The organism is Caldalkalibacillus salinus, assembly GCF_016745835.1.
In the GTDB taxonomy this organism is placed as follows: domain Bacteria; phylum Bacillota; class Bacilli; order Caldalkalibacillales; family JCM-10596; genus Caldalkalibacillus_A; species Caldalkalibacillus_A salinus.
The window spans coordinates 57,804-82,161 of the sequence record NZ_JAERVL010000001.1; the positions used below are offsets into that span (position 1 = coordinate 57,804).

The following is a 24,358-nucleotide window of genomic DNA, read 5'->3' on the forward strand; positions in this document are numbered from 1 at the left end:
TCATTCGGGTTTACGATTTGAAGGGCGTACGGTTATGACTGTTAAAGAGTAGCAAAGGAGAGGGGACTCCTCTCCTTTTTACAAGAAAGATTAGAGAGAGGGAGCGTACATGGACACATCGGCTCGAATAGGAGGAGAGCAAACGGAGGAAACGCCCACTCATTGGCGAACCATACTGTTGTTTTTTCTACCTTTAGGTTTTTCAGCTAGTTTGGTGACCGTCTCACATGTGATCATTCACAGTACTCTAGCTCGCGCACCAAACCCCGAAGCCGTGATTGCGAGTTATGCAGTGGCTTTAAGCTTTTTTGCCGTATTTGAACGCAATGCCATTATGCTACGCCCAACGGCGGCTAAGCTTATTCAAGATCATCTCTCTTTCCGTGCTGTTTCGAGGGTGACATTATACGTGTTATTAATCGTGATGGCGATCACTTTGACGATTGCTTTCACTCCCCTTGGAGCTTGGGTTTTCACTTACATGTTTGGTGTTGAGCGGTCCTTACTCCCCTCGACACTTGATGCGTACAAAGTGCTCGTATTCGTGACGATCTTTTCAATCATTCGATGTTTGTTTCAGGGGATTATTATCGGTAATTTACGGACCAAATGGATGACGATCGGGATGGTCATCCGTTTGTTTTTCATGGCAACAGTGGCTTGGGTGTTTCTCTACTTAGGCTGGGTGGAACAGGCTTATATCGGTTCTGTAATCTTTTTGATTGGCATGGCCATCGAGGCGTTGGTCAGTGCCCTTGAGGGGACGTATTTACTTAAGAAACTACCGAAAAGAAGAGAGAATCATCATATTGATAAAAGTCGTCACGTCTTAAGTTTCTACTATCCGTTGTTATTCGCTTCATTTATGGCTGTTTTGGTTCAACCTTCTATTAACGCTATGCTCAGTTGGAGTGAAAAAGGGGCTCTAGCCGTGGCTTCCTTTGCCGTAGCCTGGTCCTTTACTCAGCTGTTTTTAAGTTTTACAACGTATATCCATCAAATCGTCCTTAATTTTCATCGTAAAAATGGACGTGCGGTGCTTCGTTTTGCCCTTGGGGTTAATTTTATTCCTGGTTTCGTACTGGGCTGCATCGCTTTCACACCATTAGGGCCTTGGGTATTGCAACACATCGTTGGGTTGTCAGGTGAACTGTTAGTAGAAGGGATTAGGGCGATTAAGTTCTTTCTAATATATGCGCTCGTTTTTCCTTGGCTAGATTTTTGTCACGGATTAGTGATGGTAAGGGGCAATACGCCGGTGATGGCTTTCACTCAAGCCTGTAACATCGTGATGACGTGGATCATGTTAGGCGTACTGGTGTTTATCACCCCTTCACTAGGGGGAGCCATAGGCGCAATAGCCCAAGGGACCGGCTTTTTATTTGAATTACTACTCATTCTATGTATCTTGAACATCAGTGTCGTTAAGAAAGGGCGTACAGAAAAGGGAATACAAAAAGCAAAAGCATAAAACCAAAATTATAGGCAAAAGAAACCGAAAGTATAAAGGCAAAAGCTTAAAACCAAAGGTATAGAATCAGATGCATAAATCACAGCAGTTCACTCTTGGGTATTTTTGGAAGAAAAAGGAGAAAGGTGGTCGTCTATATGCTCGCTGTTGACCATAAGGTTGATCAATTACGCCAGATTTTGAAGGAAGAGAATAAACAAGGGGTTTTACTAACCCAACAGAAAAACGTGTCCTGGCTTACAGGGGGCAGGAGTTTTATTAATGTGGCCAGTGAGGTGGCAGTGGCATCCGTTCTCATCACAGATGAATCGGTCACCCTCGTGACGAATAATATTGAGAAACAGAGATTATTAGAAGAGGAAATGTCAGATATGTGTGACAAGGTGGAAGTATTTCCGTGGTATACGCCTGAAGAACGAGAAGCTTGGCTTAACCAACTCATGCAGCAGGAAATCATAGTTGATACAGACTGGGAGAAGCACTTATTCCCATTGCGTACAGTTATGGATGCCAAAGACTTGCCACAAATCCGTCATCTAGGCATTACAGCGGCTGAAGCTATCGAAGCGACAGCTTTTCAGTTAAAAAGGGGCCAAACGGAGTATGAAATAGCCGGGTTACTAGCCCAGCATTGTCTGAGCAGGGAGATTGAACCGATCGTCACGCTAGTAGCCGCTGATGAAAGAGTGTATACTCGTCGCCATCCACTTCCTACAAGTAAAAAGTTGGATCGTTATGTGATGCTCGTTTTATGTGCTCGACGTGCTGGAAGAATCATGTCAGTCACACGCCTTGTCCATTTTGGTTCGCCTACACAGGACTTGTTACAGCGACATGAAGCCGTCGCCTTAGTCGACAGCCATATGATTGTCAATACGACCCTAGGGCGACCATTTTCTGAATTATTTGATATCATGAAAGCGGCCTACACTGAAGTGGGCTTTCAAAACGAGTGGCAACACCATCACCAAGGTGGTCTTAGTGGTTACAGTACAAGAGAAGCTTTATTGCTACCTCAAAGTACTCACAATGTACAATTGCACCAAGTATACGCTTGGAACCCTAGCGTACCGGGGGCTAAGTCTGAAGATACCATATTAGTAGAGGATAAGGGTATACCCCATCTATTAACCTATACGAATCAGTTTCCTTATGAAACATTTGAGGTCGGGCGAAAGGAGATTAAGCGCCCAGCCATACTCGTGCGTAAAGCACATTAGGCATGTGAGGCATGGATAATCAGAGAATCGTACTGGATAGCAAAAAAAAAGTGCACAATGACGTGCACTTTTTTTGACGGCTCTACAATACATGTTGGTCTGAGGTTGGGGTAGGGTTGTCATTGAGGGACTTATGGTCAGGGTCTTCATAAGGGTTGAGTTTGCGACCTGTATTCCCAGCCATAAACCATAAGTAATAGACTTGATATCCACCCGCAGCATTGACAGGATGATACCCTACATCGATCGCAAAACTGTCACCTTGCCTAATCGTATACGCATCATCTATCTTGCCATCCTTCGTATAGTGTAATTGTACACCGAAGCCATGACTAGGATTAAGCTGGAAATGATAGATTTCCTCTAGATTAGGCTCCTCAGGGGCATGTTCTCCGTCATGTTTATGTGGAGGGTAACCAGACCAATGCCCGGGGTCATTAAACGTTTCTCCGAGAACGATGCGTTGGACACGCCCGTCCGCGTTATCAGCAATAATATCATGGACCTTTCTTTGCCACATTTGTTGTCCACGCTGATGGACGACGATATCATCTGGTCGGATAACAAACGGTTCGTGCTTGACGTCCGCTAATGCTTTACAGACAGCAATCTCCACATTCGTTTCAGCTTCCACTTCATACTCAGAGTGACACGGGATATACGCGGCAGTCGCTTGCCCCTCAAACACATTCTTTCTGCCACCGAGCTGCTCCCATTGAATGCCTTCTGTACGAATGGTGGCTTTTCCCGATAAAATCACAAGGACCGTTTCAAACCCTGCCGTTTGCTTACTGACGGTTTCCTTTTCTTTAAGAGAAATTTTGGCTAGGGCGAGGTAATCTAACAAGGCGTCACTCTCGGCAATGATGTCCTGGTACCCTTCAATTTTTTCTGCTTTGTAAAATCGCTTCAATTCCATATCATAACTCCTCTCCTATGCATTAAATTAACAACGTTGTTAACAACATACTACAATATTAAAAAAATTTAAGCAATCATTATTCTCGATAGATTAAAATGACACAAGGTCGTGTGTTTTGTGTTTTTCCTTCATAGAATCGTCCCTTAGCGTCGACCATTTGACTTGAGTGATCAGCGGGAAAGAGAGGTAGAACGGTGAAAGATGTGGTCTTGGTGCGAGTTTTGGATTGAATCACGACGTCTAACCGAATAATATAAATATTCTAAAAAATATTGAAACCGCACAGGAGACATGATAATATAAAATTACAACGTTGTTATTACAATGTAAACCCTTACATTGAGGTTTAAGTCCAGTGAGGATACCAAAACACGAAGGGATTTGACATCAATCAATGGTTAACGGTCAAGACGTACGATGTTCATTTTTTAAAAAGGGGGAGGACAATGTTTAAAAAGGGTAAATCTAAGTTTTCTATCACCGTTGTATTCCTTATGGTTGCTTTATTACTAAGTGCATGTACGAGCTCGGAGCCAAGTAGTCAAGATACGGACGGACAATCTGCTGATGGGGAAGATTATGATGTGGAGTTCCGTTTTCTGTGGTGGGGCAACCAAGATAGACATGATAGAACTTTAGCCTTGATTGACAGATATGAGGAGCTCAATCCCCACGTTAAGATTCACCCTGAATTTTTAGGCTTCAGTGATTATGCTGACCGATTAGCCACACAGGTAGCAGGAGGGAACGCACCTGATCTATTCCAAATGGTGGACCGATGGTTACCAATGTATGCGACTAGAGGCCAGTTGGCAGATTTACAGCCTTATATTGACTCAGATGTCATTAATACTGAGCATATTAATCAAAGCAGTTTAGACCCAGGGTACATCGATGATGAACTGGTGGGGTTAAGCACAGGTAGTAACACTTTCGCTCTCGTCTATGACCCGGATCTTTTCGAGGAAGCGGACGTCCCTGTATTGGAGCCTGGGTATACCTGGGAAGAGTTTGCTGACACCGCTCGCCTTTTGGCCGAAAGACTAGACATGTACGGAACCTATGTCGATGTCAATCATGCACGATCCTTCGGTCACTATTTATTGCAACATGCTCAGTGGTTATATAACGAAGAGGGTACAGGCTTAGGTTGGGAAGATGAACAACTATTTGTAGACTTCATGAATTATTGGCTTGACCTTGAAGAAGAAGGGGTCGTTCCTCCAGCCGATGTTGTTGAATCAGCCAACACGATAGAAAACTACCTCATTGTTAATGAACAAGCCCCCATGCAAATCATTCACAGTAACCAGATTGTTGCTGTAACGAACGCCGCAGACCGCGAATTTGAAATGACTATACTCCCTTCACATGAAAACGGGAACACGGGAGCGTACGTCAGGGCATCTATGTTCTTCTCCATGAGTCCAGACACTGAACACCCGGAAGAAGTGGCCAAATTTATGGATTGGATGACCAATGATGTAGAAGCCAATGAGATCATACAGGGGGACAGAGGGGTGCCGGTGTCTTCTGCCATTAGGGAACACTTGTATAGTAATGTTGAACGAACGGTCCAACAACAGTTTGACTACATTGACCTCATTGCTGATTATGCTGGTGATGTGCCACCACCTCCCCCTCCGGCCGGCAGTGAGCTAGACGATGTCTTTGATCGTGCATTTTATAACGTATTATATAAAGCGATGACACCAGAAGAAGCGGTTGAGACATATAGGCAAGAAAAGATAGATGTCATCAACAGACAGTAAAGCATTGACTTAGAAGTTAGAAAGCCATCTAAATAAGAGTGTTGTTTAGATGGCTTTAGCTTCTCTAAGGAGGTTAGGACATGGAGAACGTCCCTGTACAAGGTGGTAAGAAACGCCAGGTCGTTGAAACCACATTGAAACAAAGGACGATCAGAAACAATCTGATCGGTTATGCCTTCATTTCACCGTGGCTCATTGGTTTTATTGGTATTATCGTCGGTCCCATGTTGTACTCGCTTTACTTATCTTTTACTCATTACGATCTATTAAGTGCGCCTAGTTGGATCGGAATGGAGAATTACATTAATATTTTCACGCAAGACCCACGATTTTGGACAACCTTGAAAGTTACATTTCTGTTTGTTTTTATTGCCGTACCCTTAAGACTCATATTTGCACTTGCGATTGCCATGCTAATGAACATGGGATTCAGAGGGGCCGGTGTGTATAGCCTCATCTATTACGTTCCTTCAATAATCGGTGGCAGTGTCGCTGTGGCTGTAATATGGAGACAAATATTTGGTCGTGAAGGGGCATTAAACCATGTGCTCGCTTGGTTTAATATAGAAGGTTACAACTGGTTTGCACATCCGGACTATGCGTTATCTGTCCTTATTTTACTTATTGTGTGGCAGTTCGGTTCACCAATGGTCATTTTCTTGGCCGGTTTACGACAAATACCTTCAGAGTTATATGAAGCGGCGGCCGTTGATGGGGCCAATGCTTTTCATAGATTCTTTCGTATTACTATTCCGATGCTAACACCGGTGATATTTTTTAATCTCGTTTTTGCTGTGATTAATGGGTTTTTAACATTTACGCAAGCATTTCTCATTACGGCAGGTGGACCGATTGACAGGACATTACTTTATGCTTTGTATCTCTATCAAAATGCGTTTGAGTACTTCCGTATGGGGTATGCCTCAGCTTTAGCTTGGATTCTATTATTGATTATCGGCATACTGACCGCTTTAATCTTCCTAACGTCTAAGAAATGGGTTTATTATGAATCGGAGGGAGGAAAACAAGGTGCTCAATAGAAAATCAACGTTATCTGCTGTACTTTACCACGCTTTCATTATTGGGTTGGGGTTTATCATGCTGTACCCGATACTGTGGATGTTTGTCAGTTCGATTAAACCGGAAGCAGAAATTTTTCAAAACGCAGCGTCGCTTATCCCCTCGGATATAAAGTGGGAAAACTACGCCGTCGGCTGGGAAGGTTACGGTCAATATGACTTCGGCCTTTTCTTCAAAAATTCAATCATTGTCACAAGTTTGGTCGTGGTGGGCACGTTGTTTTCCTCTAGTTTGGTCGCGTATGGTTTTGCTCGTCTGACATTTAAATTTCAGAAGTTTCTGTTTGCTTGCTTGTTGGGCACAGTGATGCTTCCAGTACAAGTGGTCGTCATACCACAGTACATTCTTTACCACAAGCTGAACTGGATTGATACATTTCTCCCTTTGGTCGTGCCTGCTTTTGTAGGTGGTGCTGCTTTTTTTATCTTTCTTATGGTTCAATTCATACGTGGCATTCCACGTGAGTTGGATGAGGCCGCTGTCATTGACGGATGCTCACCCTTCGGTATTTTTTGGCATGTTATTTTGCCGTTATGTAAGCCAGCACTAATCACCGTGACCATATTTTCATTTATGTGGACATGGGATGACTTTTTCACACCTTTAATCTTTCTGCAGGACACCAGTTTGTATACAGTAGCATTAGGGTTGAGAGGGTTCATGGACCCTGATGCCATGACGGCCTGGGGCCCCTTAATCGCCATGTCTTCTTTATCTCTACTACCGCAGTTCATCCTGTTCTTGTTTTGTCAAAAATATATTGTTAAGGGGATTGCCACGACAGGGATTAAGTAAGGCCTGACCAAACAGAAAGAGGTCGTCTGGATAGAAAACGGGAAATTCTTGCTCCCGTTCAACGAGAGGAAATATGAAAGGGGATAGGAGTCGGTATGAAGAAAAAATACGCTATCTGTGGTCTTAGTAACCGTGCGATTAAACTTTTTATCGGAGGGATGTTGGAGCATTTCACAGACTACACAGACATCGTGGGCTTACTAGACGTTGATTCAAAACGTTTTGAGGTGTGTACATCCATTCATCCGCAATTGAGTGAAGTGCCTGAATATGGGGCAGAACAGTTCAAGCAAATGGTATCTGAGACATCACCAGACACGATCATTGTGACTAGTCGCGATGATACGCATGTCAATTTTATATTACAAGCGCTAGAACATGATTTGGATGTGATTGTTGAGAAGCCCATGGCGACAACGGCAGAGGACTGCCAACGCATATTAGACGCAGAGGCCAAGAGTAAAGGGAAGGTCACGGTCACGTTCAATTATCGCTATGCACCTATCCACACCAAAATCAAAGAGTTGGTCTTAGAAGGTAAGGTAGGGCGTATTACGTCCGTTGATTTAAATTGGTATATCGATACGTATCACGGTGCGAGTTATTTCAAGCGCTGGAATCGTATGCGCGAGTTTTCAGGCGGACTTTCTATTCATAAAAGCTCGCATCACTTTGACCTTGTGAATTGGTGGTTAGATCAACAACCTGAGGAGGTCTTTGCTTACGGCGCACTGAACTACTACGGGCCAGAGGGAGAGTTAAATCCAGAACAGGTTGATGGAAGATATTGTGGGACGTGCTCAATGAGACAAGACTGCGATTACTACGTGAGGTGGCACGCACGGAGTGAGCAACTCAAAGTCAAAGATGACCATATTGGAGCGATCGGGTTGAAAAATGACCATGAGCACTATACTGGTTATCGCCCGGACCAATGTATCTTTGATTCTGACATTAACATAGAAGATACATACACGGCCACAGTAAAGTACAATAAAGGGGCATTGCTAAGCTATTCTATTAATTTTTCACTTCCTTACGAAGGGTATCGTCTTGCCATTAATGGAACCAAAGGCCGTATAGAAACGACGGAGTATCATGCACCAGCACGTATCCCCTTTCCAACGCCTGTGCAGACGATTGATTACTTCCCTATATTCGGGGCAAAAGAAACGATACACGTCGTTCATCGCGAGGGAGGTCATGGAGGAGCGGACCCTGTTATGTTAGAAGATCTCTTTCTTGGTGTTGACCCTCGACGAACATATCCTATTCTTTCCGGTGCCATAGATGGGGGATACGCCGTGTCAACTGGAGAGGCTGTGTGGCGTTCGGTGCAAGAAAATAAGCCCATCCGCTTAGCCGATTTGCTCACTGTAAAACAAAAAGTATAAGGACGATTCAACTCCCGTTAAGTTAAGCCCTGAATGAAAATGTCAAATGAACAAAAGGTATTTTACGTTTGACCCTACTCAACGTAAAATACCTTTGTTTATAAGAGCGCCCTTTTAATAAACTTACTCACTTTCAACTTTGTAGAGTGGTTGGCAGGATTTCCTTTCATTGACTTCCGGTTCGATAGATGCGACTGTAGGCTGAGCTTTAGGGTCATGGATATACTTGAATAACACATCCACCGCTTTATTAGCAATAGTCTCTGCTGAAGCACCGACTGCGGTGACGGGGACTTCTAGCTCCTCCATTTGAGGGATGTTATCATATCCGACTAAAGAAATGTCTTTAGGGATGCGTAAGCCTGCTTCTTTAGTCGCGCGTATAATCCCTTGTGTAATTTCATATGACCCTGCAATCACGGCCGTCGGTCTTTCGCCGGACTGCAGAAGCTTATGCATGGCCCGGTAACCATGGTCCACATACAGCCCCTCTGTATTAACGAACATTTCTGGGCGCGGATTTAATCCGAGACGAATAAGCGCTTCTGTGAATCCAATATATTTTTCAAATTGTCCATCCTGCTGCTCAGGAAGATGACCGACATAGGCCAGTTTTTCGTGCCCTAGGTTGTGAAGATATGCCACCGCTTTGTAGATGGCGTCTCGCCTTCGGACATCAATAGAGGGCAAAGGACTATCTGGAACAGCGATGAGGGTAAGGGGAATCTGACTATCGATGCCTTCTCTCAATATTTGATGGCTTGTTTCAAAAACAAGAATGCCATCCACCTGAAACCTTTTAAATAAGTTTATAGCAGAGGTGACATCGTTAATGGATAATATCATCGAGTAGTTGGCTGCTTCCACAGCTTCATTGAGCTTCGTCACAATGGTAGATAGAGCGACCCTGTTAACGGTAGGCCACACCACACCAATCGTTTTACTCTGGTTAGAGACGAGTTTTTTTGCCGCTATGTTAGGTTGGTAGCCTAATTCATTAGCAATGTCTAATATTTTTTGCTTCGTGTCGGGCCTGACCAGGGGGCTATCATTTAATGCCTTAGACACCGTAGAATAGCTTACTCCGGCCAAGCGGGCAATATCTTTGATCGTTACACCCATGCTTATTTTCCTCCCAATCATCTATTCTGTTTACTTTTTCATGTATGATCAATGTCAGAACTCCACAAATGTGCAAGTAGCAACTTATCACATATATTTCTAACCGAATATTCTAAAAACGTGGTCATAAATGATTGCTAATTGCCATTATATCATATAGAATAAAAATAACAACGTTGTTATTTTGGTGATTTTTATGTTCAGAATTGAGGTGGAACAGGATTGAAATCGACTCATTTACACATTAGACAAGATGACGCTGTTATTGTGACCTTAACATCTCTCCAGAAAGGGGAGGTCCTCCACACAGGTGATCAAACGGTCACGCTTAGAGAGGATGTCCCATCTGGTCATAAAGTGGCGATAAGAGACATCGAGCCTGGAGAAGAGGTCATAAAGTATGGCTTTCCAATCGGTGTAGCCAAACAACGGATCAGAGTAGGAGATTGGGTACACACACATAACGTCCGTACAAAGCTAGACAGTACACTGTCCTATGATTACCAAGCAGAGAATAGCAAGGTTAAAGCGCAACCTTCAGATCGGACTTTTCTTGGTTATCGCAGGGATGATGGTCAGGTTGGTATACGTAACGAAATTTGGATCATCAATACCGTAGGTTGTATCAATAAGACGGCAGAAGTGCTCGCCAAGATGGCCAATCAGCAGTTCGCGGATGCAGGTATTGACGGTATCTATCATTATCCACATCCCTTCGGATGCTCACAATTAGGGGATGACCTGCACAATACTCAGAAAATTCTAAGAAACCTCGTGCAACATCCTAATGCAGCTGGGGTACTGGTGATCGGTCTCGGTTGTGAGAATAATCATATCGCTGCATTTAAAAACGTGGTGGGCCATGTCAACGAAGACCGTGTGAAATATATCGTCAGTCAAGAAGTAGAAGATGAACTTCAAGCCGGGCTAACTGCCATTGGAGAACTCGTACACTATGCCGAAAAATTTGAACGCGAGCCCGTACCCGTATCTGAATTGAAAATTGGTTTAAAGTGTGGTGGCTCCGACGGATTCTCTGGCATTACAGCCAATCCGCTCGTCGGTGCTTTGTCCGATCGTCTCATCGGTGAAGGAGGAACCACCATTCTTACTGAAGTACCCGAAATGTTTGGCGCTGAAACGATACTCATGAATCGTGCCGTAGATGAGAACGTTTTTTCAGATATGGTTCACTTAATTAACGATTTCAAAGAATATTTTATCAAACATGACCAACCTGTCTACGAAAATCCTTCCCCCGGTAATAAGTCTGGTGGTATCACAACACTTGAAGAAAAATCTTTAGGCTGTGTCCAAAAAGGAGGCTTGGCCGATGTGGTCGATGTTCTGCCTTACGGCGGCACTGTGGAAAAGAAAGGTCTGAATATCGTACAGGGACCGGGGAATGACCTCGTATCAGTGACTACGTTAGCAGCCGCTGGCGCCCATATCGTCATTTTTACAACGGGTCGAGGGACCCCTTTTGGCGGACCAGTACCGACGATCAAAATGTCCACAAACTCGGATCTGTATCAGCGTAAGCAGAATTGGATTGATTTCGACGCAGGTCCTATATTAGAAGGGATGTCCATTGAAGATCTGCAACAGCAATTATATGATTATGTCCTTGAGTTAGCTTCAGGTGGGAAGCAAACCCATAACGAAAAAAATGGCTTTAAAGAAATCGCTATATTCAAAGACGGGGTGATTCTCTAATGGTGCACCACAATCAAAAGGAAACCCATAGCCATGCTGCGCTGAATCGTCAACACTACCGCGCCCCTTATGATTATCCTGTAAAAGCGGTGCAAATTGGAGAAGGCAATTTTATACGAGCGTTCGTCGATTGGATGGTGGATCAATGTAATCTACAAGGTGTATTCAAGGGGACGATCGCTGCCACACAACCGAGAGAACAAGGGGCGCCCAAACTCCAAAAGCTAAGGCAACAGGATGGGCTTTTCACACTGGTCTCTAGAGGTTTAGTAGAGGGGCAAGTGACAGAGGAGCATCAGGTTGTGTCGAGTATCTCCAAAACCATAGATCCTTACCAAGAGTGGGAGGCCTTCCTTTCTTTGGCGGATGACCCTCATATCACATACGTGTTTTCCAATACGACTGAAGCGGGGGTGACGTACCAGCCAGAAAAAGGAGACATGACCCAACCTATTCATTCTTATCCAGGCAAGCTGACCGCTTTGTTATATCGCCGCTACAATAATACGAGGAGATATGCCAATTTCAAAGGGCTGACCATCGTGCCTTGTGAACTCCTTGAAAGAGCAGGGGACGATCTCAGAGATATCGTTTTACAGCATGCTAAAGCGTGGGAGTTAGATGAAGCGTTCCACAAGTGGGTGCAAACAGAGAATGTGTTTCTTAATTCTATCGTCGATCGTATTGTCACAGGTTATCCGCATCACGAGGAATCACGCTTACTAGAGCAGTTAGGATATCATGATGCCTTACTCACTGTGGCTGAGCCTTATTACCAGTGGGTGATTGAAGGGGATGAAGATATGGCGAAAGCCCTACCTTTTCATGAAGCGGGTCTCAATGTGAAATGGGTCCCGTCTCTCAGCCCTTATATCAAACGTAAAGTGAGAATATTGAACGGTGCTCATACCTGGATGGTTCCGATCGCTTTTCTACATGGCCATGACACCGTACGCGAAGCGATGGATGACATCGACATAACGCAGCGGCTAGAGGCCTTTTTAACTCAAAATGTACGTCCGCTCCTTCCTTTTCCACAGGAAGAAGTCGATCAGTATATTCGTCAAACGTATGATCGTTTTCGAAATCCGTATCTTCATCATCGTTTATTAGATATCGCCATGAACAGTACCACCAAGTTTTGCACACGTCTATTACCCACATTAATAGAAAGCGTAGAAGAACAAGACACAATCCCCGATGGGCTACTCACTTCACTCGCATACTTCATCCTATTTTACAGGTGTGAGCAGAACGAAGATGGCCAATGGATTGCATGGAGATGGAAGGATGGGGTGAAACAATCTTACGAGCTAAAGGATGCTGAATCAGCATTAACGACTTTCGAGACATTCTGGCATGCTTATGACCGAGACGGTGATATTAACCGTTTAGTCGAATCGATCCTGTCCTCTTCTCGCATATGGCCGACGCCACTCTCAAAATGTGGATTGAGCCGGGATGTCTTAAAGCGTATTTATGCTCAAACAGCTCAGAAACTTCAAGCCTTAATAGAAGAGAGTCACAATCACGGAGCTCAACAACAGTCGAAAAATGTAAGAGGTTAAAAGGAGGAAAGCGTTATGAGCGAGCAACAGCCACAAAACGTTAAAACGATGTCCCCCTTAACATGGGCAGAGGAAGCGAGTCAGTCACTCATGCGTACGTATGAACCACCAATGCTTCCACCAGAGAGAAGATGGCATTACCATCAAGGGGTATTCCTATACGGCGTCTATCGCCTTTGGGAACAGACTCAGAATGAAGCGTACTATCAGTATCTAAAAGATTACGTCGATTATCTCATTGATGAGAATGGTAGCTTATACTTCCGTAGAGATGAGCTTGATGCCATTCAAGCAGGGTTATTGCTGTTTCCACTGTACAAAAAAACTGGAGACCGTCGCTATGCCCTAGCCGCTAAAAAATTACGTCACCTCTTGGACACGATTAACAAAACGAGTGAAGGAGGCTATTGGCATAAAGATAAATATCCTTACCAAATGTGGCTAGACGGCTTGTACATGGCCGGCCCTTTTACCGTCAAATACGGGGAAATGTTTAACGAACCACAATTAATAGAATGGGCACTGTTCCAAGAATCCCTAATGCGTAAGAATACGAAAGACAATACGACAGGATTATACGCCCACGCATGGGATGAAAAGCGGGAACAATCATGGGCTGACCCCGACACAGGCCAATCGCCTGACTTTTGGGGAAGATCCATCGGTTGGTATGGTATGGCGCTAGTCGATATACTAGAAGACTTACCTTCCTCCCACCCGAAAAAAGGAGAGCTGACGGATGTAGTCCGGCAATTAGTCGATCATCTCCTTCGATATCAGGATGAGCGTTCAGGATTGTGGTATCAGGTTGTAGATAAAGGCCACCAACCTGATAACTGGTTAGAAACGTCCGCCTCCTGTTTATTCCTTTATACCATAGCTAAAGGGATGCGTTTAGGCATACTAGACAGGACTTACACGACAGCCATGGAGAAAGGCTACAACGGACTCATTACTGAAAAAGTAGAATGGCGTGAAGGCGAAAATGTACGTTTAAACGACATTTGTGTGGGCACCTCTGCAGGATTATATGACTATTATGTCACTCGCGAAAGAAGCACGAACGATCTCCATGGTGTCGGGGCCTTTATCATGGCGTGTGTAGAGATAGACAGAATTCAACAGGGACGTTAGGGCCTAGGGTATTCTTGAAGGGCTGCTATTCACACAAGAAAAAAAGTCAAACGTATAAAGTAGCTATTTAAAGGGATGTATGGTGTCCATTTTTTAAGCGAACATCCGCCCAGTTGGGAATCCAACTGGGTTCATTTGTGTAGCATAATTTTACAATTTGTCGAAGGTTTGGTAGACTCTTTTTATTCCTGTGGTCATCTGACCATTATAAAAAAAAGACAGGGCACGATACACTTAATAGATACATAGAGGGAGATCCATAGACCCGCTTTTATATACGTAGAAGACTACATTTTATTTTTTTGAAAGGAATCTTATTTATGTACAGAGCAGAGAAGCGCAACAAGGGGCTGACGATCGGTTTGGCTCTCTTAGTCCTACCATTACTGGTGACCATCGTTTTGGTATACCCTACTTATGCAGAGTTCGAAGGATTAGGGGAAGTGGTTAATGTAAGAGAGTTAGGTATACAGGGATCAGTGTATCTCACATACATTCAATCAGGGTATACAAGTAACATTTATGAAAGAATCATCACGGGCTCTGAATTCCCTCACGCTGATTTCTATCCCTTGGAGAAAGAAGATGTTTTTCTATACGAAGATTGGATAGAAGATTGGGAAGAGGAGAGGGAAGAGGTGGTGGTGAATGTGGTCGAACAGGCGGATGCACAGACAGAACGTGCCCTTGATTATGACTTAGTAGAAAGAACAAATGCCATCATTGCCGAGACGGAAGAGTATATAGGGGACTCTTTTGGTTTAATGGTTGCGATTGGTTTAGTGGAAGAAATGAATGAGGAGAATTTTTCGAGAAGGCAGTATAAGATAGCGGGGACAGGTACTTTGGAGTGGGACCAGACAGTGGGCTCTGTCGGTGGCATTAAGCATAAACTCTTAACAGCTGAGTTAAATGAAGTCGATTTTTTCTTTGTGCCTAAGGATAAGGAGTGGTATGAGTTTGAAGAATGGAGTAATCAGTTTGAGGCGGAAAGACTAAAGGAAGAGTATGAATTGAATTTAGAGGTTGTCCCCGTGGCAGATTTAGACGAAGCCTTAAGCTTTTTACGGATGCTACCAAGCGTGACACACTAGGAGGGACTTATGGATTTAAAATCAGACACAGTAAGTACTATTTTATTATTATACTTATGGATCGGACTCGGTTTTTCCCTCTTTGATATCGTCCTCACCATCATATGGTTAAATAACGGGATGGTGTTTGAACATCACATTTACACAACGTTGGCCCAAATATCACTGATTTTTAATACCACCTTGTACTACTTGACCATTGTCATCTATCTTATATGGATCTACCGTGTACATGAAGATTTAATAGCGTTACAACCAAGTTACGACGTGACGCCTAAGCAAGCTCTTGCACGCATTCTCATTCCGATTTATAACCTTTGGGGTTGGGCCAATGTTTATCACACACTGTCAAGCTTTATGAAACGGGTAATGGAAAATACTAGGCTAGGGACTATGTTGTTACTAGCTGTGCCGCTACTATATTTTGTGCAGTATATCGGTGATGCTTATGGCCGTTACATTGATCGTAAACTAGAGCTGGTGACAGAACGAGAGTGGATGATATTAGATGTATTGTCGATATCAAGCTACGTTGTCTATCTTACGATGGCCATTATCGTTGTTCGATTTCTGAGAACGTACAACGACAAGTGTACAGAACAGGCTCAACTTCAGGGTGAACCCTCACCATCCACATTCAGTATCGGAACCAATCTGTCAGATGAAAGCACAAGGTGACAGGATCGGGGGAGCAGGTATTGGTAAAAATAACAACTCATGTCATCTTTATTATCTTTGTTAAGCCTCAAAAATGGTAAATATTGATGCACGTTTGGTACAGAAACATTTGGATGTTGTTTAATGGTGATGAATCCTCATTAGTGATTCTAGTTATACATTCAAGTGTTTTTATTGTTGGAAACACGCTAGATTCGATCGTCTTATGTACCCTTTCTCTTATAAAATGCCAAATACTTCTGCAAATAGGTTATAATGGAGGTGTTATATAACATTATAATGCAGTGTCTATTGTGTTGTAATATAACGAGGAGTGTCTCTAATCATGTCCATTCATTTATCTGAAAGTTATCCTTTTCTATTTGATTACCATTCTGAAGCGGTATGCATCCTTAACCTTCACGGAGATATTATTTATGCCAATGACAATGCCGGTGAGCTTTTTAACGACAACAGAGATTTACTCTTAAACAGGAGTTACAAGGATGTATACTGTTTCCAGAGTTCTGCAGAATTTCATTACTATTTTCATCAATCGGTTAGGGGCGAAACACATGAATTCCAAATGGGCATGGGGGCGGAACATCACCGTCACCGCTCAGAGCTGTTAATAAAAACCGTTCCAAACATACTAAGAGGTGAAATTCTGAGTGTCACGTTGTATATCACCAATATGCTAGATCAGCAAGATGTAGAAGCGGATATCTTGCAACGTTCACAAGATTTATGTGAATCATTTATCGAAAATAATCGTGATCCAATTTTATTACTCAACCTTGATGCGAAGATTGTGCTCGCTAACCAAGCATTTTCAAAGCTGTTAGGGTGGAAAAAAGAAAACCTAGAAGGGTTTCATATTCTAGACTGTCCCTCTATCCCCCCACACTTAATAGATCAGATGAAACAGTACTATACCAAAGTGGTGTCAGCTGTTTATGAGCAAGAGGGAGAGGTGAACGATGAGCTAGACACGATTAATACCATACGTATGACTGATGACGGGAAAGAGTATAATATGATGCTTTCCATCACCCCCATATTCGATATGAACCATAAGATATGTAATTGGGCGGTTCATCTACGTGATATAACGGATAAAAAGTTGCTAGAAGAGGAAGTGCAGCGTTTAGTCATAGAGCATACGTTATCACAAGAACTCAGTCAATTAGAACACTTTAATACGGTTAGCCAAATTTCCGCCAGTATTTCTCATGAGGTAAGGAATCCATTGACGGTGACGCGAGGTTTTATCCAGTTATTGAAAAATGCTGATTTATCGGAAGAGAATAGGGAGCATTATATCGATTTAAGCTTGAGAGAATTAGACAGAGCTTCAAATATTATTACGGACTATCTCACGTTTGCTAAACCATCCCCAGACAACGTAGAATGTTTAGATTTAAACCAAGAGATCGATTATATCATATCCGTTATTAACCCATACGCAACTATGAAGAATATACATATTCAAGTGAGTCGGGAGGCAGAGTCCCTCCATATATTAGGAGAAAGTAAGAAGCTTCACCAATCCTTTATTAATATTATAAAAAACGGAGTTGAGGCCGTAGAAGATAACGGAAATATTCATATTACACTTAAGAAAGAAGCTAAGAGAGTGATCGTAGAAATTAAAGATACTGGTAAAGGTATGGATGAAGAACAAGTGGCTAAGCTCGGTACGCCTTACTATACAACGAAGGATAAAGGAACTGGACTTGGTACAATGGTCGCTTTCGGTATCATTAAGGCGATGCAAGGGGAGGTGCAAATCGAAAGCGAGGTTGGCAAAGGGACGACTTTTTATATTTCTTTTCCTCATAGTTCAGAGAATGGGACATACCAATGACAAACGTGACTGCTCCCCCGTAATCGATCTTCCTCTGTTTTTTGCGATTTCTTCTCGTAAGTTCTTACTAATTAACCACAGAAACGGTACCGGGAACTGATAAACACTCAAAACGTGGAGCCCCCGTTAACCTTTTTACCTCAAAAGGTTTTACTGTATAATTAATGCTAAAGTATACGATGGTACTCAGTACCCGTATCATGTTGTTCCAGTAAAAGACATCTCAAATTGGAGTGGCCATTCATGAACAATAATAAAGATAGATTAGACCTATTAGAACAACGCTTAAAGACGCGCCAACCCCATATATTAGATCATGAGTTTTTCCATAAATCAGCCGTGCTAATCCCTATGATGTCTGTTGAGGGGGAAATGCACATATTATTCGAAGTCCGTTCCCATCAACTTAGAAGACAACCCGGAGAAATATGTTTCCCTGGTGGAAGAGTGGATGCGGCCGACAACAGCATGCAAGACACGGCTATCCGTGAAACGTGTGAGGAACTAGGTATTCAGGAAAATCAAGTGGAGGTTATAGCCGCTTTAGATTTCCTCCCGTTAGCTCATCATTCTATCGTTTATCCGTTTGCTGGCTGTATCAATCATGAGACACAGATGACGCCTAACCCTGAGGAAGTGGCAGAAGTGTTCTCTGTACCTATTCAGCACTTCTTAGAACATGAACCGGAGAGATACGATTTGCACCTCATACCCGAACCGGAGGAGAACTTTCCTTATCATCTCATCCCCAAAGGCGAAAAGTATGATTGGCGTAAAGCGAGTTTGCCGGAATACTTCTATTACTATCAAGATTATGTGATTTGGGGACTCACGGCTCGTATTCTGCGTCACTTCGTCGACCTATATAAGACGGCCATGGACTAATAAGCCCGGTCGCCCCGTTTCGTACACCTTGTTGATAAATGAAACAACGACAAAGGGTGTCACTTACTTTACTCTGACGTTCTACTGTGGTGAGTGAATGCTCATTCATTAATCTTTGTGGTACGTGTAAGATATGTAAAGGAGTTGCTGGCATGTCAACAAATGATGGAGCAGTACAGCAAATTTATCCCATCACACTACCAACGCCTTTTGCCGTTGGCCCTGTTAATGTCTATATCATAACGGGAGAGAGATTAACCCTCATTGATGCAGGTCCATATACACAGGAAGCTTGGCTTAGCTTTGTCGAGCAACTAAACGCATACGGTATGATGCCTAGCGATATTGATCAGGTGGTTCTGACCCACCATCATCCAGACCATGTGGGTTTGTTACCGTTTTTTCCTCATGGACAGTTAACCGTTATGGGACATTTTAAAAATAAACCTTGGCTTGAAGAAGATCCGTCTTTTTTCAATGCTCAGCGTACGTATTTTGAACAACTCTACAACAGCCTTGGTATAGACCCATCCATGATTCATAATATGAATAAAGAACACACATCGATCATGCACTCGTACGGTGTAGGTGCACTCCATACAACCTTAAGTGAAGGAGATGATGTCCCCGGATTATCCGGGTGGAAAGTGTATGAAACACCTGGCCATGCCTCAAGTCACATCATCCTGTATAAGGAAGATGAGGGGATTATGATAGGGGGAGATCATTTAATCGGGCATATCTCGTCAAACGCTATTATTGAACCTCCCTTTCCTGGGGAGGTAGACAGACCGAAAACACTTGTGCAATATGAGCAGGCTTTGAAGAAATGTCTAGAACTAGACGTCACAACCGTTTACCCTGGTCATGGAGACGTCGTTAGAGACCCTGATTCACTCATACATAAAAGGTTGAAACAAATGAACGCGCGTGCAGAGAAGATAAAGGGACTGATTATCGAAGCTGTGCACACAGACGTTAAAGTCATACAGTCGGATCACGAAGCTACTCAAACAGATTCACAGAATCAGAAAGGTATTTATTCTAAATGGCACGGGGAATCTTCTGCTCTAAACTTCATGGATATATGTTTAGCCATATTTCCACAACCTGAGCCCCAACAGCAGTTTCTTATCTTTTCAGAAATACTAGGACATCTGGATTTATTAGAAGCGCGTGGTGAAATAGTAACAGTCACTGATGCTGAAGGGGTCACACGGTTTACTGTGCCCTAACCCTTACAGATAACAGATTTAAAAAGGAGAGATCTCATGAGCCAAGCACTAATCATTGGTGGATCGGGTATGTTAGCGCAAACGAGTGTATGGTTAGCTGAACAAGGTTATAAAGTAGCCGTTATTGGGAGAAGCCGATCTAAACTTCAGAAGTTACAAGACAGGAACAAGGGTATCATCCCTGTATCAGTGGACTACACTGACGGTGCAGCCTTACAGCACGAGGTTAGAGATTTACAACATCAAGCGCCTATCACTTTGGTTGTCGCTTGGATTCATCGTACTGCACCACACGCATTGGCACAAGTCCTGGAAACGATTAGTCAGCACCAAAAGGAAACATTTCAATTGTTCCATGTACTTGGTAGTAGTTCTAACTTAGAAGAGATACTAAAAAAGTTGGACACACCTGCCCAGTGTCAATATGTCCAGGTTCAACTTGGTTTTAAATTAACGGGTTCTACCTCTAGGTGGTTAACGAACGAAGAAATATCTATGGGGGTCATCGATGCAATCCAAACAAAGAATAGTCCTTACGTTGTCGGACAGTTACACCCGTGGGAGAAGAGACCGTAAAGCAAAAGGAAATCATATCAATACATTTACAAGAGGACAACATGTAGAAAAAGAGAGGGATCCATCATGCGTTTTCAAGATAAGGTCGTAATTGTAACCGGAGCAGGTCACGGTATTGGACAGGCCATTGCACTCGCGTATGCTGAGGAAGGTGCTCATGTCATAATAGGGGAGAAAGATAGGGTTACAGGACAGCAAACAGCGCAATGTATCACTGAAAAGGGCGGACAGAGCACATTCATTCAAACGGATGTCAGCCAGCCTAGCCAGATTGAAGCCTTAGTAAGCCAAGCTTTTGAACAACATGGTAGAATTGACATTCTCATAAATAATGCGGGTGTTTCCAAATGGGCATCACCTAATGAACTGACAGTGGATGAGTGGGATCATATCATCAATACAAACTTACGCAGTGTCTTTTTATGTACACGGGAGACAGCGAAATATATGCGACAAAATGGAGGCGGCTCCGTCGTTAATCTATCCTCTACTAGGGCGATGATGTCTGAGCCCCACTCAGAGGCTTATGCGGCTACTAAGGGGGGGATCGTAGCCTTAACCCATGCCATGGCTGCTTCGTTTGCCCCCGATCACATCCAGGTGAATTGTATCAGTCCGGGTTGGATAGAAACAGATAAAGACACACAGTTAAGTGTACGTGATCATGCCCAACACTTAGCAGGGCGTGTCGGAGAGCCTGAAGATATCGCTAGGGCATGTTTGTACCTCACTGCTGAAGAAAATGACTTCGTCAATGGGGCCAACCTTGTCATTGACGGTGGAATGACACGCAAAATGATATACGAACCATAAGAAGTGATGGAGGAAACAATCACATAGGGAGGGCAAAAAATGACATTAAAAGTAAAAAAAGACCCTTTGGTGGAACTTTTGTCCCTCTTTCTCCGTTATATTTAGTAGAGCATTGTATACTTAAAAAATGATTAAGGATGAGGGGGAGAGAGACATACACACAAAAATGATGCTAAAACGACATACCACATACATCATGCTTGGTTTTATTTTGGTCTTAGGTGCGTGTAGTGGTCAAACAGATGCCGATGTAGAGAATGGGGAAGATGGATCAACTGTAGAAAGTGAGTCCCAACGAGATACTGAAAGTGCCGAAGGAGTTGAGGAGAACGAAAAAGGTGTACAGGACGAGAATGATACGCATTCTGATACCGAACGTCATCTCTCGGTAGTAGATCTTGATAGTGAGGATTGGATTCAAACAGACTATAAACTAAGCGACATGGACCAGCTACAGGAACAAGTCAACAATGGAAATAGACCTGGGTTACTTGACCCTACTCAAGTTGCACTAGAGTTTCTACACCAAATGGACGTAGACGTGAACAGTGGATCTGACGTGCTAGTGGATCAAGCATCTGAGAAAGTCATACAATATGAATGGCGTGACGAGAAAGTGATCCAGTTACATCTGATTCAACCGAGTGAACAAGGGGGTCACGGTATCTACGTGGTCAATCAGTACCGATATATAGAGAATGCTTCTACAGACAGATGATAAAAGCAAGAAATATCTAAGTCATAAGGACAAATGAATAAAAACGATCAGTTCTGGGGGCAAAAGCAATGGATAAAGCAACAGCATCACCTAATACTACTGTCAGCCTAGACTTTCTCCAGTCACACATGAAAGCACAGTTGGAAGGGTATAGACTCTCAGAGGAGCAGTTATGTTACACCTCCCATCCATTAGAGGCGGTTGAGAAATGTGAGATAGATCATACACGACATCCCATCGTCATATTCAGTCATAGTGTCATGGTAGGCTTTTTTGTCCTACATGGATGGTACGGTGTAAAAGACTATCACGATAATAAACAAGCGATGCTCATCAGGGCCTATTCTATAGATACGCGTTATCAAGGGAAAGGAATCGCTAAGACATCCTTACAGCTCCTTCCCAAGTTTGTATCGGAAAATTTTCCTGAGATAAACGAGCTTATATTAGCCGTCAACGAGAATAACGAAATCGCTCAGCAAGTCTATAAAAGGACAGGCTTTAAAGATAAGGGTCACCGGGTCATGGGACCAAAAGGACTGTTACACGTCTATCATATGCAAGTGAGTGATCCCGCAGTATATTAAGCACCATTTTAGGCGGAAATCAAAAGGCGAGTATACAAACGGCAGACACTCAAAATCATAATGATAGGGCACTTTACCTCTCAACTCTTGATCATCGTATGAGTTGGAAGTAAAGTGCTCTTTATTTGCATTGACAGCCATAAATTGTCGCAAAAGTGAAACCTCCTTCCCTCCAAATCCGTATATAATGTTGAAGTTCAAGATTTAATGTAGAAACATGGTATCGTATTGGATACAATGGCTATGATAGGGGATATTTATATGTTTCATAACTAATGTTTATACCCTATAATGATGGTGATTCCTAAAATCGTTGGCAGTGAACCTTGTTGTTGGCACGTGATGAAGAAGTAAAAACGATGAGTAACATTAAAGTAAATGAAAATAAAAAAATAAAAAGTGAAAATATAAAAACATAAAAAAATAAAAGCTTTAAAAAGGGGGAGTTTGATATGCAGTTTTCAAAATCCGACACCCTAGATGAATTAAGGTATGAAATAGGCCGGTGTGGAGATCAAAATTTAAATACTATCTCTTTTATAGAACATGTCAATAACCTAATAACCGCTAATAATCCCTTGTATCGCTCTTCACATGTGTATCTCTGCAAAGACCTGGCGTTTACATTACTCGCCCATTCTGGACATGTAGAGCCCGAACAGGATGTACAGTTCGGAAATAATGATCTATCGCTTTGTGCCATCAGAGGGGAATGCCAGACGTTCGAATACGGTGACTGGGTAAAAATCTGCTTTCCTTGTTACCATGGGCACCATTTATTAGGCATCTTAGTCATATATACGGATCAATATCACTTATTTGATCAAGATGATTATGACTTCTTCTCCGAAGTCATGACCTATGTTAAAAATCGGTTAATATAAGCGAGTCAACGAGCATCACCCTGGAGATAGACCTTACAAACCGTTAAACAAATGTGCTTGCGGAATATAGACGAGCAATCTAGTCATATACATATAGGGATTAAGATTTAGCATAAAGGAGGGGGAGCCCTTGGACGGTTATGAGCGTTTGTATGAAGAGGTGGAACGAGCCACTGTTAAGTTTGTGGGATTTGTGACAGATTTGGCTCGGTATGATTTTGGCATTATATATACCAACCAATTTTTCGGTAAACCACTTGTGATTTGTATGCAAACTGGTAAGTCCACTCTTCTCTGTGCAGAGGAGGCAAGCAACATAGATCACCTGCTGACAACCTTTCAACTATCAGATCCGGGTGAAGGAGAGAAGCTAGCTGAATTCTTCCGTCATCAACTCCCTTTCCCGTCATTGCTTTCTCAATATGAGTAATGGAGTGGCTGAGCGAAAATCAAATTATCCTCATACCTTTTTATCCCCTCGTTATTTCCCTTTTTTTGTAAGCGTAAACCCATATGTGTCATTAGGCGTTTTGATATGAACCTATGAAACCTATTATCTTGATAAGCACTAAGGGCACGCACATATCTCATTGACAAAAATAATATATCATAATACTATATTAGTATAACATTATTAAAACGCTTACATGAAAGTGAGGGGAAACGTCGTGGGGACGATTGTGTGTCAAACGTGTGAGAAGACGATTGGACATTTTGAGGATACGAAAGTATCGACCCTGTACGGTACGTGTACCATGTGTGAAACTTGTAAGCAGGAAGAAGAACACAAGGAGAAAGTGTTACACCATTCAAACTAGAAACTAATTTAAAATCCCCTCTCAATGTGG

At 42.9% G+C, this 24,358-nt stretch carries 23 protein-coding genes; 21 read left to right on the plus strand and 2 right to left on the minus strand.

Translation table 11 applies throughout. The features are described from left to right. Positions 1-109 precede the first annotated feature (109 nt). Both JKM87_RS00210 and JKM87_RS00215 read left to right on the plus strand, forming a co-directional pair. A complete protein-coding gene (locus tag JKM87_RS00210) occupies positions 110-1,471 on the plus strand; it encodes a multi antimicrobial extrusion protein MatE (RefSeq protein ID WP_202076578.1) in 1,362 nt (453 codons plus the stop codon). A gap of 137 nt (positions 1,472-1,608) precedes the next feature. Beyond that, on the plus strand, positions 1,609-2,691 hold the full coding sequence (locus JKM87_RS00215; RefSeq protein ID WP_202076581.1) for a M24 family metallopeptidase: 1,083 nt from the start codon (positions 1,609-1,611) through the stop codon (positions 2,689-2,691). A gap of 82 nt (positions 2,692-2,773) precedes the next feature. Here JKM87_RS00215 and iolB read toward each other — a convergent pair whose 3' ends face one another. Then, positions 2,774-3,610: a 5-deoxy-glucuronate isomerase gene (gene iolB / locus JKM87_RS00220; RefSeq protein WP_236838483.1), complete on the minus strand. Its 837-nt coding sequence runs from the start codon at positions 3,608-3,610 to the stop codon at positions 2,774-2,776. 449 nt (positions 3,611-4,059) lie between these two features. Here iolB and JKM87_RS00225 point away from each other — a divergent pair, with 449 nt between their 5' ends. The 4 genes from JKM87_RS00225 to JKM87_RS00240 all read left to right on the plus strand — a co-directional run bounded on the left by JKM87_RS00225 (position 4,060) and on the right by JKM87_RS00240 (position 8,654). Then, complete coding sequence (locus JKM87_RS00225) at positions 4,060-5,385, plus strand: ABC transporter substrate-binding protein (protein WP_202076582.1); 1,326 nt, start codon at positions 4,060-4,062, stop codon at positions 5,383-5,385. 80 nt (positions 5,386-5,465) lie between these two features. After that, entirely contained in the window at positions 5,466-6,425 is a 960-nt protein-coding gene (locus tag JKM87_RS00230) for a carbohydrate ABC transporter permease (protein WP_202076583.1), read from the plus strand. Then, positions 6,415-7,260: a carbohydrate ABC transporter permease gene (locus tag JKM87_RS00235; protein WP_336885102.1), complete on the plus strand. Its 846-nt coding sequence runs from the start codon at positions 6,415-6,417 to the stop codon at positions 7,258-7,260. Before JKM87_RS00230 ends, JKM87_RS00235 begins: the two co-directional genes overlap by 11 nt. A 95-nt stretch (positions 7,261-7,355) precedes the next feature. After that, positions 7,356-8,654: a Gfo/Idh/MocA family protein gene (locus JKM87_RS00240; RefSeq protein ID WP_202076587.1), complete on the plus strand. Its 1,299-nt coding sequence runs from the start codon at positions 7,356-7,358 to the stop codon at positions 8,652-8,654. A gap of 123 nt (positions 8,655-8,777) precedes the next feature. On the opposite strand, the gene JKM87_RS00245 is transcribed toward JKM87_RS00240, so the two are convergent. Further along, entirely contained in the window at positions 8,778-9,776 is a 999-nt protein-coding gene (locus JKM87_RS00245; RefSeq protein ID WP_202076589.1) for a LacI family DNA-binding transcriptional regulator, read from the minus strand. Positions 9,777-9,998: 222 nt separating this feature from the next. Here JKM87_RS00245 and JKM87_RS00250 point away from each other — a divergent pair, with 222 nt between their 5' ends. The 15 genes from JKM87_RS00250 to JKM87_RS00320 all read left to right on the plus strand — a co-directional run bounded on the left by JKM87_RS00250 (position 9,999) and on the right by JKM87_RS00320 (position 24,328). Next, a complete protein-coding gene (locus JKM87_RS00250) occupies positions 9,999-11,492 on the plus strand; it encodes a UxaA family hydrolase (protein WP_202076591.1) in 1,494 nt (497 codons plus the stop codon). 2 nt (positions 11,493-11,494) lie between these two features. Continuing rightward, positions 11,495-13,060, plus strand: coding sequence for a tagaturonate reductase (locus JKM87_RS00255; RefSeq protein ID WP_202076593.1), 1,566 nt, complete (start codon positions 11,495-11,497; stop codon positions 13,058-13,060). A 15-nt stretch (positions 13,061-13,075) separates the two neighbouring features. After that, positions 13,076-14,194, plus strand: coding sequence for a glycoside hydrolase family 88/105 protein (locus tag JKM87_RS00260; protein ID WP_202076594.1), 1,119 nt, complete (start codon positions 13,076-13,078; stop codon positions 14,192-14,194). Positions 14,195-14,514: 320 nt separating this feature from the next. Further along, on the plus strand, positions 14,515-15,288 hold the full coding sequence (locus tag JKM87_RS00265) for a hypothetical protein (RefSeq protein ID WP_202076595.1): 774 nt from the start codon (positions 14,515-14,517) through the stop codon (positions 15,286-15,288). Between the two features lie 9 nt (positions 15,289-15,297). Continuing rightward, positions 15,298-15,966 (plus strand): hypothetical protein, encoded by a 669-nt coding sequence (locus tag JKM87_RS00270; protein WP_202076596.1) that lies wholly within the window; start codon positions 15,298-15,300, stop codon positions 15,964-15,966. A 325-nt stretch (positions 15,967-16,291) separates the two neighbouring features. Then, a complete protein-coding gene (locus JKM87_RS00275; RefSeq protein WP_202076597.1) occupies positions 16,292-17,812 on the plus strand; it encodes an ATP-binding protein in 1,521 nt (506 codons plus the stop codon). Between the two features lie 243 nt (positions 17,813-18,055). After that, the gene (locus JKM87_RS00280; protein WP_202076598.1) at positions 18,056-18,697 is read left to right on the plus strand and encodes an NUDIX hydrolase; all 642 of its coding nucleotides are present in this window, start codon (positions 18,056-18,058) and stop codon (positions 18,695-18,697) included. Between the two features lie 152 nt (positions 18,698-18,849). Next, positions 18,850-19,932 carry an MBL fold metallo-hydrolase gene (locus tag JKM87_RS00285; protein ID WP_202076602.1) on the plus strand — a complete coding sequence of 361 codons (1,083 nt, stop codon included), beginning with the start codon at positions 18,850-18,852 and terminating at the stop codon, positions 19,930-19,932. Between the two features lie 36 nt (positions 19,933-19,968). Next, positions 19,969-20,508: a KR domain-containing protein gene (locus JKM87_RS00290; RefSeq protein ID WP_202076604.1), complete on the plus strand. Its 540-nt coding sequence runs from the start codon at positions 19,969-19,971 to the stop codon at positions 20,506-20,508. A 66-nt stretch (positions 20,509-20,574) separates the two neighbouring features. Continuing rightward, positions 20,575-21,321: a glucose 1-dehydrogenase gene (locus tag JKM87_RS00295; RefSeq protein WP_202076605.1), complete on the plus strand. Its 747-nt coding sequence runs from the start codon at positions 20,575-20,577 to the stop codon at positions 21,319-21,321. Positions 21,322-21,490: 169 nt separating this feature from the next. After that, complete coding sequence (locus tag JKM87_RS00300) at positions 21,491-22,039, plus strand: hypothetical protein (RefSeq protein ID WP_202076606.1); 549 nt, start codon at positions 21,491-21,493, stop codon at positions 22,037-22,039. Between the two features lie 68 nt (positions 22,040-22,107). Beyond that, positions 22,108-22,626 (plus strand): GNAT family N-acetyltransferase, encoded by a 519-nt coding sequence (locus tag JKM87_RS00305; protein ID WP_202076607.1) that lies wholly within the window; start codon positions 22,108-22,110, stop codon positions 22,624-22,626. A gap of 452 nt (positions 22,627-23,078) precedes the next feature. Continuing rightward, complete coding sequence (locus JKM87_RS00310; RefSeq protein ID WP_202076609.1) at positions 23,079-23,510, plus strand: hypothetical protein; 432 nt, start codon at positions 23,079-23,081, stop codon at positions 23,508-23,510. Positions 23,511-23,640: 130 nt separating this feature from the next. After that, positions 23,641-23,940, plus strand: a complete 300-nt coding sequence (locus tag JKM87_RS00315; protein WP_202076611.1) for a DUF3055 domain-containing protein — start codon at positions 23,641-23,643, stop codon at positions 23,938-23,940. 238 nt (positions 23,941-24,178) lie between these two features. Further along, on the plus strand, positions 24,179-24,328 hold the full coding sequence (locus JKM87_RS00320) for a GapA-binding peptide SR1P (RefSeq protein ID WP_202076615.1): 150 nt from the start codon (positions 24,179-24,181) through the stop codon (positions 24,326-24,328). Positions 24,329-24,358: the final 30 nt, after the last annotated feature.

Excerpts from the sequence above, each read along its gene's own strand:
- JKM87_RS00280 (WP_202076598.1), top strand. The coding sequence starts at position 18,056 with ATGAACAATAATAAAGATAGATTAGACCTATTAGAACAACGCTTAAAG.
- JKM87_RS00275 (WP_202076597.1), top strand. The coding sequence starts at position 16,292 with ATGTCCATTCATTTATCTGAAAGTTATCCTTTTCTATTTGATTACCAT.
- JKM87_RS00260 (WP_202076594.1), top strand. The coding sequence starts at position 13,076 with ATGAGCGAGCAACAGCCACAAAACGTTAAAACGATGTCCCCCTTAACA.
- iolB (WP_236838483.1), bottom strand. The coding sequence starts at position 3,610 with ATGGAATTGAAGCGATTTTACAAAGCAGAAAAAATTGAAGGGTACCAG.
- JKM87_RS00305 (WP_202076607.1), top strand. The coding sequence starts at position 22,108 with ATGGATAAAGCAACAGCATCACCTAATACTACTGTCAGCCTAGACTTT.
- JKM87_RS00215 (WP_202076581.1), top strand. The coding sequence starts at position 1,609 with ATGCTCGCTGTTGACCATAAGGTTGATCAATTACGCCAGATTTTGAAG.
- JKM87_RS00210 (WP_202076578.1), top strand. The coding sequence starts at position 110 with ATGGACACATCGGCTCGAATAGGAGGAGAGCAAACGGAGGAAACGCCC.
- JKM87_RS00270 (WP_202076596.1), top strand. The coding sequence starts at position 15,298 with ATGGATTTAAAATCAGACACAGTAAGTACTATTTTATTATTATACTTA.
- JKM87_RS00290 (WP_202076604.1), top strand. The coding sequence starts at position 19,969 with ATGAGCCAAGCACTAATCATTGGTGGATCGGGTATGTTAGCGCAAACG.
- JKM87_RS00225 (WP_202076582.1), top strand. The coding sequence starts at position 4,060 with ATGTTTAAAAAGGGTAAATCTAAGTTTTCTATCACCGTTGTATTCCTT.
- JKM87_RS00245 (WP_202076589.1), bottom strand. The coding sequence starts at position 9,776 with ATGGGTGTAACGATCAAAGATATTGCCCGCTTGGCCGGAGTAAGCTAT.
- JKM87_RS00285 (WP_202076602.1), top strand. The coding sequence starts at position 18,850 with ATGTCAACAAATGATGGAGCAGTACAGCAAATTTATCCCATCACACTA.
- JKM87_RS00265 (WP_202076595.1), top strand. The coding sequence starts at position 14,515 with ATGTACAGAGCAGAGAAGCGCAACAAGGGGCTGACGATCGGTTTGGCT.
- JKM87_RS00300 (WP_202076606.1), top strand. The coding sequence starts at position 21,491 with ATGCTAAAACGACATACCACATACATCATGCTTGGTTTTATTTTGGTC.
- JKM87_RS00310 (WP_202076609.1), top strand. The coding sequence starts at position 23,079 with ATGCAGTTTTCAAAATCCGACACCCTAGATGAATTAAGGTATGAAATA.
- JKM87_RS00230 (WP_202076583.1), top strand. The coding sequence starts at position 5,466 with ATGGAGAACGTCCCTGTACAAGGTGGTAAGAAACGCCAGGTCGTTGAA.
- JKM87_RS00240 (WP_202076587.1), top strand. The coding sequence starts at position 7,356 with ATGAAGAAAAAATACGCTATCTGTGGTCTTAGTAACCGTGCGATTAAA.
- JKM87_RS00295 (WP_202076605.1), top strand. The coding sequence starts at position 20,575 with ATGCGTTTTCAAGATAAGGTCGTAATTGTAACCGGAGCAGGTCACGGT.